This is a genomic window from Vibrio sp. Sgm 5 (assembly GCF_026241575.1).
GTDB classification, from domain to species: domain Bacteria; phylum Pseudomonadota; class Gammaproteobacteria; order Enterobacterales; family Vibrionaceae; genus Vibrio; species Vibrio jasicida.
In genome coordinates this window covers 44,996-58,105 of sequence record NZ_JAPHPY010000026.1, presented here as the reverse complement: position 1 = coordinate 58,105, position 13,110 = coordinate 44,996, and the positions used below count along the sequence as shown (strand labels likewise).

The 13,110-nt window shown below is 43.8% G+C and carries 10 protein-coding genes; 8 read left to right on the top strand and 2 right to left on the bottom strand.

Translation table 11 applies throughout. The annotated features are described in order from the left end of the window. Positions 1 to 333 precede the first annotated feature (333 nt). The 7 genes from OQJ86_RS15295 (at position 334) to pheT (ending at position 10,352) form a co-directional block, all read left to right on the top strand. Positions 334 to 1,143: a helix-turn-helix domain-containing protein gene (locus tag OQJ86_RS15295; RefSeq protein WP_038868644.1), complete on the top strand. Its 810-nt coding sequence runs from the start codon at positions 334 to 336 to the stop codon at positions 1,141 to 1,143. Positions 1,144 to 1,313: 170 nt separating this feature from the next. Beyond that, entirely contained in the window at positions 1,314 to 2,102 is a 789-nt protein-coding gene (locus tag OQJ86_RS15290; RefSeq protein WP_038868643.1) for a TetR/AcrR family transcriptional regulator, read from the top strand. Between the two features lie 204 nt (positions 2,103 to 2,306). Continuing rightward, positions 2,307 to 4,685: an efflux RND transporter permease subunit gene (locus tag OQJ86_RS15285; protein WP_265988295.1), complete on the top strand. Its 2,379-nt coding sequence runs from the start codon at positions 2,307 to 2,309 to the stop codon at positions 4,683 to 4,685. A 26-nt stretch (positions 4,686 to 4,711) separates the two neighbouring features. Then, on the top strand, positions 4,712 to 5,503 hold the full coding sequence (locus OQJ86_RS15280; protein WP_038874723.1) for an outer membrane lipoprotein-sorting protein: 792 nt from the start codon (positions 4,712 to 4,714) through the stop codon (positions 5,501 to 5,503). 24 nt (positions 5,504 to 5,527) lie between these two features. Next, positions 5,528 to 6,694 carry a hypothetical protein gene (locus OQJ86_RS15275; protein WP_105068187.1) on the top strand — a complete coding sequence of 389 codons (1,167 nt, stop codon included), beginning with the start codon at positions 5,528 to 5,530 and terminating at the stop codon, positions 6,692 to 6,694. 250 nt (positions 6,695 to 6,944) lie between these two features. Then, entirely contained in the window at positions 6,945 to 7,928 is a 984-nt protein-coding gene (pheS, locus tag OQJ86_RS15270; protein ID WP_038868637.1) for a phenylalanine--tRNA ligase subunit alpha, read from the top strand. Positions 7,929 to 7,946: 18 nt separating this feature from the next. Beyond that, a complete protein-coding gene (gene pheT, locus OQJ86_RS15265) occupies positions 7,947 to 10,352 on the top strand; it encodes a phenylalanine--tRNA ligase subunit beta (RefSeq protein ID WP_039974519.1) in 2,406 nt (801 codons plus the stop codon). Positions 10,353 to 10,474: 122 nt separating this feature from the next. Here pheT and OQJ86_RS15260 read toward each other — a convergent pair whose 3' ends face one another. Together OQJ86_RS15260 and OQJ86_RS15255 are read right to left on the bottom strand one after the other, a co-directional pair. Further along, complete coding sequence (locus tag OQJ86_RS15260) at positions 10,475 to 11,200, bottom strand: metallophosphoesterase family protein (protein WP_265988294.1); 726 nt, start codon at positions 11,198 to 11,200, stop codon at positions 10,475 to 10,477. 87 nt (positions 11,201 to 11,287) lie between these two features. Beyond that, positions 11,288 to 12,166, bottom strand: a complete 879-nt coding sequence (locus OQJ86_RS15255; protein WP_038868634.1) for an AEC family transporter — start codon at positions 12,164 to 12,166, stop codon at positions 11,288 to 11,290. A gap of 527 nt (positions 12,167 to 12,693) precedes the next feature. Between OQJ86_RS15255 and ihfA the strand changes: the two genes are divergently transcribed. Further along, positions 12,694 to 12,990 (top strand): integration host factor subunit alpha, encoded by a 297-nt coding sequence (gene ihfA, locus OQJ86_RS15250; protein WP_005427969.1) that lies wholly within the window; start codon positions 12,694 to 12,696, stop codon positions 12,988 to 12,990. Positions 12,991 to 13,110 lie beyond the last annotated feature (120 nt).

Sequence of the window (13,110 nt, the reverse complement as noted above, 5' to 3'; positions counted from 1 at the left end):
CCTGCTGAATAATTATGCCTTTTTTGATGAATTGTTTTTAGGGCAAATGTTCTAACGCATAATGCTTGTTTGAGTCGTAAACTCTCGCCATATTTTTACTTTCTAGGATTTAATGCGACGAATAGCATTAAAACTATGATGTTTATAATGTAATGAATTTGCCAAATATAATGAAACTGAATGCATTTTAAGTGCCAGCATTAACATCGTAAATGTGAATGAAAGTATATTAATTCAAAGTTTTCTTATAAAAATATGAACTTATGCCTTGCGAAGTGATTCTAAATTGTTACAAATACTATACAGCTGTAACATTGCCATAAGGAATTGTAGATGAGAGAACTCACTCCCGAGTACTTGTTAGCCGCATTACGACAAGCGATAAAAACTAAAGGGCTAACATATCGAGAGTTATCTGAGAAAATGGGCATGCCGTTGTCCACTTTTAAACGTCATTTAACTAGTACTAACCTTGCTCTAGATAAGCTACTCGAGTATTGCCGCGCGGTTGACTGCACCCTCGATGAATTGCAGAAGCTGGCAAATCAACTTCAAGCTGAGGATCAAGATTACTTTAGCCACACGCAAGACGAAGTCTTTTTCCAATTTCCTCATCTTTACGATTTTTATCGAGAGTTACGGATGCTTCGTGGGAAAGACGGCTATACCATCCTAATGAAAAAGTATGACCTCTCGAAACAAAGTATGTCGGACTATTTAGGCGCGCTAGAGTTACTTGATCTGGTTTATGTTGATGAAGAAAACAACATTACGCTGCATGGTCCGCTTTACTACAGCTACGCTGAAAACTCGAAGCTTAACGACAAGTACACAGAGATCATTAAGGATCAAACGACCACGCACGAGAAGTGTGTTCGTGTTGCATTATCTCGAATGAAAATTACTGAAGAACAATTACTTACATTAGAAGAACAGGTCGCGAGCACTGTTCTCGATTTTCACTCCAAGAATGTCGTAGCAGAAAATTTCAATGTCTCCGATTTTACGAATGTCTTACTGGTTGCGGGACCACACCAACCTGTTACCTTCTCTGATGGAATTGTCCAAACTGATGGTAACTTTATTGAAGATATCCGATGTGCGATCGCTTCGGCTGGGGATAAGCCAAGCCTATCAATATAACTAGTAGTTATTTTTAGTGATTTATAGATTCATACTTGTAATGTGTAATTGATGAGCTAACATGACGATGTGTCAATTATGACGATTCGTCAGAAAGGTAATGAACTTTCTGCCAATCATATTCGTGTTACTATTCGTTAGCGTCACATGGGGATACGGATCAAAGAATTATGTTTAATTTTGGCTGCAAAAAGAATGACAAACAGCAAGACTGTCGTGTTGTTTCCGGCTTAACGAAGAAACAACAGGCGATTGCCGATCGTGAGGTAGAGTTGATTCAGCTTGCGAAGTCATTGGTGCAAGAGCAGGGGTTTGCAAATCTCACGATGGATAAGCTAACCGCAGCGAGCCCTTATTCAAAAGGGACCATCTACAACCATTTTTGTAGCAAAGAGGACGTGATTCTTGCTTTATGTATCCATTCATTGAAGAGTGAAGCCGTGTTCTTCGAGCGTACGGCAAACTTTGATGGTAATACTCGCGAGAAGATCATTGCGATGCATGTTGGGTATCGTATTTATGCTCGCATGGAGCCTGTATTATCAACGTGTGCAATTGTTGCTAAAACGCCGTGGGTGATAGAAAAAGCATCTCCAACGCGCCTTAACGAATTAAACCAGTTGGAAGAAGAAGTGATATCCGGTGCGGACGCTTTGGTAAACCATGCAGTAGAAATAGGGGATCTTAAGTTTTCTCCAGCTGTTGGCTCAGATGCTATTGTGTTTGCTAATTGGTCTATTGCGTTTGGCTCTAATGCGCTGGCGCAAAATGCATCGAACAGTCGTTGTATCCAGCGCCTACAAGACCCCTTCTCTGTGCTTCACAATGCGAATATGTTACTTGATGGCCTAGGATGGTTGCCGCTCTCAACAGAGTGGGACTACCGTAAAACTTGGCGTCGAGTGGAGCAGGAATTGTTCAGTGAAGAAGTTGCATTCTTAGACTCAGTGAATCGCTGATTCCCATGAATGCAAAAAACCAATCCAATAAAGATTGGTTTTTTAATCACACTATTTGACGGATCGTCAATAACGATTGTTTTTGCATCAATAATTTTATAAAGGTGATGCAACAACAAGGTTTAAAGCGAATCTGGATCGAGAAACAGTGAAAGCTGCTTTTTTGCTCCGTCTTTTGACGAAACGTCACAAAGGGAGAGTGTGATGAAACACCGCCAAGCTCAACAAACTTCCACCGGACAATGGGGGAAGATTCCAACCAAGTATAGTATCTGGGTATTGCTGGCAACGGTATTACTCGTGATTTTCGCGACCATCGGAGGAAAGAATCTCTATTTCCGTGGTGACTATAATATCTTTTTTGATGGCACTAATAAGCAGTTGCTTGCCTTTGATGAAATTCAAACGACCTTTGCTAAAACCGATAACTTAGCCATTGTTATTGCACCAGATAACAATGATGTCTTCACCCCAGAAACCCTCCAACTTGTCCAAAACTTAACGGTTGACTCATGGCAAGTCCCTTACTCAAGTCGTGTTGATTCCATTGCGAATTATCAACATACCGAAGCAATCGAAGATGATCTTCTTGTCGAAGACCTACTTTATGAAGACTATGAATTAACGTCGGCGCGCATTGCCAAAATTAAGCATATTGCCCTGACGGAACCAGTGATTAAAAACGCTTTGATTTCTGAGAAGGGCGACGTAACGATTGTAAACATCACGGTTCAATTGCCTGAAGTTGATAAGACCGCTGAAGTTCAAGAAGTGATGAACCACATCAATAGGATGATTGAGCAATACCAGCAGAATTACCCAAATGTTGAGTTTCATAAAGCAGGCATTATCGCGATGAACTACGCCTTTATGACGGCTGCGCAAGAAGACAGTTCTACGCTGGTCCCTACGATGTTGCTTGTTATTCTCGTGTTCCTAACCATTATGTTACGTTCTTTCTTGAGTGTGATTGCGACCTTGGTCGTGATTATCGGGTCCGTGATGGCAACTATGGGACTATCTGGTTGGGCAGGTATGTTCCTGAGTACGGCGACGGTCAATGTCCCAACTTTAGTCATGACACTCGCGGTTGCAGATTGTGTTCACGTTATCGCCACGATGCGTCAGTCTATGCAAAATGGATTTAGCAAAGCGCATTCGATAGAACGCAGTATTGCACTCAACTTCATGCCAATCCTTATTACTTCAGTAACAACGGCGATTGGCTTTCTGATGATGAATATGTCGGATTCTCCAGTGTTACGAGACTTCGGTAATTTATCCGCGCTGGGCGTCATGATTGCCTGTTTCTTATCTGTTACTTTTTTGCCAGCCTTATTAAAACTGTTACCGATACGAGTCAAACAAAATACATCGAAAAACGGTTCTGATTTTATGGATAAGCTAGGCGATTTTGTGGTGACAAATCGAAAAGCCTTGTTACCCCTTTCTGTTTTAGTGATAGTTGTCAGTGCGAGCTTAATCCCGCTAAACAAAGTGAATGATGAATCTGTGAAGTACTTTGATTCACGAAGTGACTTTCGCCAAGCCGCTGACTTTATGGAAGAGCGAATCAGTGGGATGACAAACATCAGTATTGCCATCAAAACTAATGAGTCGCAGGGAATAGCAGACCCAATATTTTTGAACTCGATTGGTCGTTTCACCGATTGGTTGCGTGCTCAGCCTGAAACTGATCATGTCGCAACTCTGGCGGATGTGTATAAGCGTCTAAATAAAAACATGCATGCCGACGATGATGCTTATTATTCACTACCACAAGATCGCGAATTAGCCGCGCAGTATTTGCTGCTTTACGAAATGTCACTGCCTTATGGGTTAGATCTCAACAATCAAATTAATGTTGATAAATCCTCAATTAAAATGGTTTTGACCGTCGATAACTTAGGCAGCGTTGAATTGGTTGACCTTGAGAATCGTATCTACGCTTGGTTTGCGAATAACGCTCCTCAATATGAAGTCGTTGCGTCGAGCCCTTCGTTGATGTTTGCCCACATTGGTGAAACCAACATGGCAAGTATGCTTTCTACCTTACCTATCACATTGGTGCTTATTTCTGCACTGCTCATCTTTGCGCTTCGCTCTCTCAAGCTGGGATTGATCAGCTTGGTGCCAAACATCGCACCAGCCGTCATTGGGTTTGGTTTATGGGCACTGATTTCAGGAGAAATCAACCTAGGATTGTCTGTCGTAGTGACGTTGACACTCGGGATCGTGGTCGATGATGCCGTGCACTTTTTGTCAAAATATCAACGCGCACGTAAAGAAGGGCAAACTGCCGAGCAAGCGGTTAGATATGCGTTCCATACGGTGGGGCGAGCACTTTGGATAACGACTGTCGTTTTAGTCGCAGGTTTCTCTGTTTTGGCAATGTCGAGCTTCCGTTTGAATGCTGACATGGGCCAACTGAGTGCGATAGTCATCTTTATTGCCTTAGTTGTGGATTTCTTATTCCTACCAACGTTATTGATGTTATTCGATAAAGAAGCTTATGCACAAAACAAGACAATAAATAACCCGGATACGGACTCACAGAAAAGTGTTACGGCAACTCAGTTGTAATTCTGAAAACAGACAAGGATAGAATGATGAATTTACTCAATACACGATTGAAAGTAGCGGTAATAGCAGCCTCTTTTCTCATGACGCCATTTTCTTGGGCTGACGAAGCCAAAGGTTTGGAAATTGCACAAGAACGCAAGGCTCGTGACGAAGGTTGGCGTGATTCTGTTGCGACAATGCAAATGATCCTGCGAAATGCTCAAGGGGAAAGCAGTACCCGAGCGATGCGCTTAAAGTCTCTTGAGGTAGTTGATGATGGTGACAAAGGGTTAACCATTTTTGATGAGCCACGTGATGTAAAAGGCACAGCATTCCTGAATCATTCACATACAGTGGGTTCCGATGACCAATGGCTCTATCTACCTGCATTAAAGCGCGTCAAACGTATTGCATCACGTAATAAGTCGGGGCCATTTATGGGCAGTGAGTTTGCGTACGAAGATCTAAGTTCGTTTGAAATTGAGAAGTATCGATTTAACTATCTCAAGGATGACGCTATCAAAGGGCAAGATACGTTTGTTTTAGAGCAAATTCCAACCGATAAAAATTCAGGTTACACCAAGCAAGTTGTGTGGTTGGACAAAGCGCATTATCGTCCAATGAAAGTAGAGTTCTATGACCGTAAAGGCGCGCTACTTAAGACTTTGGTTTTCTCTGATTACAAACAGTACTTAAATCAATATTGGCGTGCGCACACGATGGCTATGACCAATCACCAGACCGGCAAGAGTACTGAGCTGACAACAAGTGAGTTAACGTTCCAAACTGGATTAAAAGACACCGATTTCAACAAAAACATACTTAAGCGCGTTAAGTAAGGAGATCGAATGAGTAGGGTAAACATGGCCAGTATGATATTCGCTGGCCTAACCATTATGCCTTTCTCTGGCTCTTTATTGGCGGTTGAGTTAGCAGGACAGGTCAACATCGAGCATCGTCAGTTTTTCTCCGATGGTGCTCAGGGGCAGGGGAAAGGACAAGCTTCACTGGTTTTGCAGCCGGAGTTTTACTGGGACCTAAAAGATGGGGAAGCCAGTTTCACGTTCACTCCCTTTTATCGTTTAGACAGTATGGATGACGAGCGGACTCATGGTGATATTCGCGAAGCGTTGTATTTAACTTATTGGGATGACTACGAGCTACGTGTCGGCATCAGTAAAGTCTTCTGGGGTGTGACCGAGTCAGCACATCTGGTTGATGTCATAAACCAAGTCGATGCGGTAGAAGCCGTTGATGGTGAAGATAAACTCGGCCAACCTATGGTCCATTTTACGTCAGTCAAAGACTGGGGAGTGGTCGATGCCATGGTGTTGCCTTATTTTCGCGAACGAACATTTGCAGGCAAAGATGGACGTTTGAGGATTGATCCCGTTGTATCTGATGATGCGCTGTATGAATCTAGCCGAGAAGAAAAGCATGTGGATGTCGCTTTTCGGTACGCACAAATGTTTGGCGATTGGGATGTTGGCTTAAGCTATGTTTATGGAACAAACCGTGACCCGTATTTTCGGTTTGATCAAGGAGAGTTAAAACCTTACTACGCCCTAATGAGCCATGTTGGGCTGGATGTTCAAGGCATCGTGGGCGATTGGTTATGGAAGCTAGAGAGTGTCTACCGCGATAGCTTCGACAATCATGTCGGCGTCGTGACGGGTTTTGAATACACGATAGTAGGCGCTTTTGAGACAGTATGGGACGTAGGCATTATTGGTGAGTATCTCTATGATAGCCGTGGGAACAACGCGCAAAATATCGGTCAAAATGATGTCTTTGCAGGCATTCGTTTAGCGCTCAATGACGAAGACGGCACAGAAATCTTAACGGGTATAACGCAAGATCTCGACAACTCCGATGTGTACAACGCAAAACTTGAGGCTTCCAGCCGCATTTCAAATCATTTCAAGTGGCAAATCGATGCTTGGTTGTTTAAAAACGAAACGCCTACCGATCTGCTTTACTTCGCCAGAGACGATGACTTTGTCGAGCTATCTATTCAATACTATTTTTAGCATTGTCGACTGACCTAAAGTGTTTTCACTTGGGGACGAAACTGCAGTATTTATGCACAAAGCAGCAAGCCATAATCCTAGGGATTTACGTGCGAAGCTGCTTTTTTTGCGTTTTTGTGTTCTTTTTATTCAATAACCTCTTCTTTTCATAATTCAATTTGGCTTTGGTGGCGGGTTTGGCTACTATGTACAGCTATCAAAAAACCAATCACTCCCTTATGGATACTACCAATAGGTAGATGAGGAAACGATGCAACATCTAGAAGAGATCATTGCTAACGCGAGTGCAGCAATTGAAGCCGCAGAATCGCTAGTCGTACTTGATGAAGTGCGTGTTCAGTATCTAGGTAAAAAAGGTGAGCTAACTGCTCAACTTCAAAGCCTAGGTAAACTACCACCAGAAGAGCGCCGTGAAGCGGGTCAAGAGATCAATAAAGCGAAAGGCGTAGTTCAGCAAGCTATCGCAGCCCGTAAAGATGCACTACAACGTGCAGAGCTTGAAGCGAAGCTAGCAGCAGAAACGATTGACGTAACACTACCAGGTCGTCGTATCGAGAACGGTGGTCTACACCCAGTTACTCGTACTGTTGAGCGTATTGAAAAGTTCTTTGGTGAACTTGGCTTTAATACTGAGTCTGGTCCAGAAATCGAAGATGCATTCCACAACTTTGATGCACTAAACATTGCCGCTGATCACCCAGCGCGTACTGACCACGATACTTTCTTCTTCAACCCTGATTTGATGCTTCGTACTCACACGTCAGGCGTACAGATCCGTACAATGGAAAATGGTAAACCACCATTCCGTTTCATCGCACCAGGCCGTGTATACCGTAACGACTACGACCAAACGCACACGCCAATGTTCCACCAAGTGGAAGGCATGTTAGTTGATGAGAACGTGAACTTCGCTCAACTAAAAGGCATTCTGCACGACTTCCTATGTAACTTCTTTGAAGAAGAAGTAGAAGTTCGTTTCCGTCCATCTTATTTCCCATTTACAGAGCCTTCGGCTGAAGTAGACGTAATGGGTAAAAACGGCAAATGGCTTGAAGTTCTAGGCTGTGGCATGGTTCACCCGAACGTACTACGCAGTGTAGGCATCGACCCTGAGAAATACTCTGGTTTTGCATTCGGTATGGGTGTAGAGCGTCTAACGATGCTTCGTTACGGCGTAAACGACCTACGTGCGTTCTTCGAGAACGACCTTCGTTTCCTAAAACAGTTCAAGTAATCCAGGGGATAAATCACTATGAAATTCAGCGAATCATGGCTTCGTGAGTGGGTTAGTCCTTCGATTACCACTGACGAACTAACTCACCAAATTACAATGGCGGGTCTAGAAGTTGACGACGTACTACCTGTAGCAGGTTCGTTCAACGGCGTTAAAGTTGGTCACGTTGTTGAATGTGGTCAGCACCCAGATGCGGACAAGCTACGTGTAACGAAAGTTGACGTGGGTGAAGAAGAGCTTCTAGACATCGTTTGTGGCGCACACAACTGTCGCCAAGGTCTGAAAGTAGCAGTAGCAACAGTTGGTGCTGTTCTTCCGGGCGATTTCAAAATCAAAAAAGCGAAATTACGTGGTCAACCATCTCACGGCATGCTTTGTTCATTCACTGAACTAGGTATCGACGTTGAGTCAGACGGCATCATGGAACTAGCAGAAGACGCAGTAATCGGTACCGATTTCCGTGAATTCCTAGGTTTAGACGACGTAACGGTAGACGTAGACCTAACAGCAAACCGTGCTGACTGTTTCAGCATTCGCGGTATGGCACGTGAAGTAGGTGTACTAAACCGCGCTGACGTGACTGAGCCATCAGTAGAAGCAGTAGCGACTTCAATTGAAGACAAAGTGTCTATCGAAGTGAAAGCGCCAGCTGCGTGTCCACGTTACCTAGGTCGTGTGGTTAAGAACGTGAACGTTCAAGCTGAAACGCCACTATGGATGCAAGAAAAATTGCGTCGTTGTGGTATTCGCTCAATCGATCCTGTTGTAGACATCACTAACTACGTGCTTCTAGAACAAGGCCAACCAATGCACGCATTCGATCTAGCGAAGATCGAAGGTGGCATCGTAGTTCGTATGGCTGAGCAAGGTGAGAAGTTAACTCTTCTTGACGGCAGCGAAGCAGAACTAAACGCAGATACACTAGTTGTAGCAGACCACAACAAAGCACTTGCAATTGCAGGTATCTTTGGTGGTGAGGAGTCTGGTGTAACAACTGAGACTAAAGACGTTCTACTAGAGTGTGCATTCTTTGCACCTGACCACATCCGTGGTCGCGCACGTAGCTACGGTCTGCATACAGATTCTTCTATGCGTTTTGAGCGTGGTGTGGATTACGCACTGCAAGTAAACGCAATGGAACGTGCAACAGAGCTTCTTGTTGAAATCTGTGGCGGTGAAGTTGCACCTGTTGTTGCTGTAGAGTCTGAAACAGACCTACCTAAGCCAAACAAAGTTGCTCTACGCCGTACTAAACTAGACAACCTACTAGGTCACCACATTGTTGATGCTGACGTAGTAGAAATCCTTGAGCGTCTAGGTTTGACTGTTGAAGCTTCAGAAGAAGGTTGGATGGCAGTAGCGCCAACATGGCGTTTCGATATCGCTATCGAGCAAGACCTGATTGAAGAAGTTGGCCGTATTTACGGTTACGACAACATCCCTAACCAACACCCAGCAGCAGCGCTTAAGATGCACAACCACGTTGAAGCGGATCTTCCACTGAAACGCGTTCGTGATCTTCTTGTTGACCGTGGTTACCACGAAGCAATTACATACAGCTTCGTTGAGCCAGAGCAACAAAAGCTAGTTGTTCCAGGTGTTGAGCCGCTAATCCTGCCATTCCCAATTTCAGCGGATATGTCAGCGATGCGTCTTGGTCTTATCCAAGGTCTGCTGAACACGGTTGTTCACAACCAGAAACGTCAGCAGCCACGTGTTCGTCTATTCGAATACGGCCTACGTTTCATCCCATGTGAATCTGCAGAAAACGGTATGCGCCAAGAGCCAATGCTTGCAGGTGTTATCGCTGGTACTCGTGGTGAAGAGCACTGGGATATCGAAACTAACACGGTTGATTTCTTCGATCTTAAGGGCGATCTAGAAGCGATTCTAGAGCTATCTGCGAACGAAAAAGCATACTCTTTCGCTGCACTGTCACCTGAAAGCAAAAAAGCTAACCCAGCACTTCATCCAGGTCAATCTGCGACAATCATCGTAGATGGCAAAGAAGTGGGCGTGATCGGTACAGTTCACCCTGAGCTTGAGCGTAAGTTCGGTCTAAACGGTCGTACTATCGTATTCGAAATCGAATGGTCTGCAATCAACAGCAAAGTGATCCCAGAAGCGGTAGCACTTTCTAAATTCCCTTCAAACCGTCGTGATATCGCGGTAGTCGTGGACGAAGCTGTTGCATCTGGTGACATCGTTAACGCTTGTCTAGAGCAAGGTGGCGAGTTCCTTAAAGATGCGAAACTGTTCGACGTTTACGTAGGTAAAGGTGTTGAAGAAGGTAAGAAGAGCCTAGCCATTGCTCTGACTCTACAGTCACTTGAGCGTACGCTTGAAGATGCAGATATCGCTGGTGCGGTTGACGCTATCGTTGCTCACGTTTCTGAGAAGTTTGGTGCGTCTCTACGTGACTAATCTTGCGTAACGCATCTTCTTAAGAAATGAAAACCCTGCCAGTTTGGCAGGGTTTTTTGTATTTTTGGAATAGGGAATAGGGAATAGGGAATAGGGAATAGGGAATAGGGAATAGGGAATAGCTAGAGCCAAATTGTCTCCACTTTGATCCTCTCATCTTCAAAGAAAATCTTATTCACACCAATCTTTTCACTTCGGTTGTATTCGTCAATACTGTGGTCAAAGCCGTAAGCGGTGGCGGGGGCCATATGTTGAGTCACACCTTGCTTCGTCACCGTTAGTGCATCATGACCATGCCCGCAAATTACATCTTGAACTCGATGCTTAGCCAAAAGCGCAAGTAAGCTTGCATCGTTCTCCAAACAAATCGCTTTCATCCAGTCTGAGCCGACAGGAATAATGGGATGGTGGACAACGACAATCGGGTTGGTTGCATGGCGAAGCTGCCGTTTAAAGCGGGCAACTCCACGGTTATTAACTCGGCCAGAGCCAAGAGGATGGTGTTCATCTAATGGTTTAGCGCTCGAATCTAAAAACAATACTTGTCGCCCATGAATTTCCGCTTTTTCAACAACATGAATGCTGCTATCACGAAATTCTTCTTTCATTAGGATGAAGTCATCATGGTTACCTGCAATGGCATAAACGTGTTTGTTTTGGATATGTTTATTTAAGAACGCAAGCAAAGCTTGATAGTCGCTAGCCCTAGGGTTGCAGCATAGGTCTCCAGTCAGTAGGAGAGTGTCGCAGGTTGTTTCATTTTGAGTCGTATTAAGGGCTTTGCGAAGGCGGTTAAAGCTGGATTCATCGCTTAAGTGGCAATCACTAATTTGGATAACGGTACGCACGATTATGAAATAGCCTGACATTCTGTTGAGTTATTTAGTGCAGTGTAACATTGTTAATCGCTGTGTGGTCCGCGAGCTTTGATGCCTTTATGTCAATGAAAGCGTAAACATTAACAGTAATGGTAGCGTGAGAATGCTAAAGAAGTTACCAAATAGCACCATAGAGGCGACGGTCATCGGCTCTATGTTCAATCGTTCAGCAAAAAGATAATTCATCACTGCTGGTGGCAACATTGTAAATAGCACCATCATTTGCAATTGCATGGTTGGAAGTGGGATAAGCCAATAAATTACCGCAAACGCGACCGCACCAGTTAACAACGACTGCACTGTACAAAGCAACCCTACTCTCAAACCACCAAGTCTTAAGTTACACATCTGAGCACCCAGAGAAAGCAGCATGACAGGGACAGCGGCTTGTCCAAGTAAAGCGGTCGCTTCGTAAAATGGTGGCCAAACGTTGAATCCAGAAAGGTTGATAATGAGTGCTAAAGAAGCAGAGATAAAAATAGGCATTTTAAACATTTGCTTCAATGGGTTGCCACTACTTAGAAGCATCACGCCCAAACTGATATGTAAACAGGCAGAAACCACAAACAACAATACTGCAGAAGGGAGAGCTAGCTCTCCAAAAGTATAGGTGAACAACGGAATTGCAAGGTTTCCGCTATTTCTAAACATATGTGGTGGTGCCCACGCTTTGAAAGAGAGTCCTGTTAACTTGGCTATGGGTAGCATGAGTAATCCAGGGACGATAACAGCAATAATTGCGGCCAGTAGGAGGGGGGCTTGCCCAATATCAAGAGGCATGCTGACCAAAGACGAAAAGACCAATGCAGGAGTAAACACATCCATGTTGATGCGATTGATCGGCCGAAAATCTGGTTTGATATAACGTCCGACTAAATAACCCGCACAAGCTAAAGCAAAAACAGGGAACAGAATACTGATGACTTGGTGAAACATTGGGCGCTCTGAACGGGAGTTATTTATTTGCAAACAGTACCAACGTTTCTCTATGTCGTCATTGTTATCTCATCAGAATATTGGCACCGTTCAAGCTTTCTTTTTATGGAAAAATCAGCAGTATCTGCATTAAAAGTAACTTGAATGGTACTGGTCAGATCTATATTGCTCATCACTCAAACCACTGAAAAATTGGAAAGTTTTTTGTCAATTGTTTGTAAAGTGACCAGCATCTGACATTTTTGTTAAATAGTGATTAATGTTGTTTTTTGTTTTAAACTAGTAATTTGAACTGGATATTTTTCCTTGAAAAGAGAGAATTAAAGTAAAATCTCGAAATATTGGTGGGTAAAGTAGCTTCCTCTTCCAGTGAACGATATATTAGCAAAGAAAAAAGTTGGCGAAAATCATAAGCTTGGCATACACTTCCTGATGTAACCCCGATATGTTGTTGAATTGGTAGGGTAAAACTGCTCTGGCGCTACACATAAGGTAGCATTGTTTAACATAGCTTTGAGGAAAGTTTTATGGCGCTCACAAAAGCCGAACTTGCAGAAAACCTGTTTGATAAATTGGGATTTAGTAAACGGGACGCCAAGGAAACGGTGGAAGTGTTCTTTGAAGAGATTCGTAAGGCACTGGAAAGTGGCGAACAGGTAAAACTGTCAGGTTTTGGTAACTTCGATCTTCGTGATAAGAACGAACGACCTGGTCGTAACCCGAAAACTGGTGAAGATATTCCAATTACTGCTCGACGTGTCGTTACGTTCCGCCCGGGTCAGAAGTTGAAAGCTCGCGTAGAGAACTTAAAGGCAGACCAGTAAGCCATGTAACATGGATTGAGACCACGCTTTGTCGTGGTCTTTTTGTCTGTAGGTTTCGGTATTTACTAAAGAACAAATAAAAAAACCACCGCAATTTCGGTGGTTTTTTAGTATTAAGTA

Coding starts and splice junctions, on each gene's coding strand:
- OQJ86_RS15295 (WP_038868644.1), top strand. CDS start 334: ATGAGAGAACTCACTCCCGAGTACTTGTTAGCCGCATTACGACAAGCG.
- OQJ86_RS15290 (WP_038868643.1), top strand. CDS start 1,314: ATGTTTAATTTTGGCTGCAAAAAGAATGACAAACAGCAAGACTGTCGT.
- OQJ86_RS15285 (WP_265988295.1), top strand. CDS start 2,307: ATGAAACACCGCCAAGCTCAACAAACTTCCACCGGACAATGGGGGAAG.
- OQJ86_RS15280 (WP_038874723.1), top strand. CDS start 4,712: ATGAATTTACTCAATACACGATTGAAAGTAGCGGTAATAGCAGCCTCT.
- OQJ86_RS15275 (WP_105068187.1), top strand. CDS start 5,528: ATGGCCAGTATGATATTCGCTGGCCTAACCATTATGCCTTTCTCTGGC.
- pheS (WP_038868637.1), top strand. CDS start 6,945: ATGCAACATCTAGAAGAGATCATTGCTAACGCGAGTGCAGCAATTGAA.
- pheT (WP_039974519.1), top strand. CDS start 7,947: ATGAAATTCAGCGAATCATGGCTTCGTGAGTGGGTTAGTCCTTCGATT.
- OQJ86_RS15255 (WP_038868634.1), bottom strand. CDS start 12,166: ATGTTTCACCAAGTCATCAGTATTCTGTTCCCTGTTTTTGCTTTAGCT.
- ihfA (WP_005427969.1), top strand. CDS start 12,694: ATGGCGCTCACAAAAGCCGAACTTGCAGAAAACCTGTTTGATAAATTG.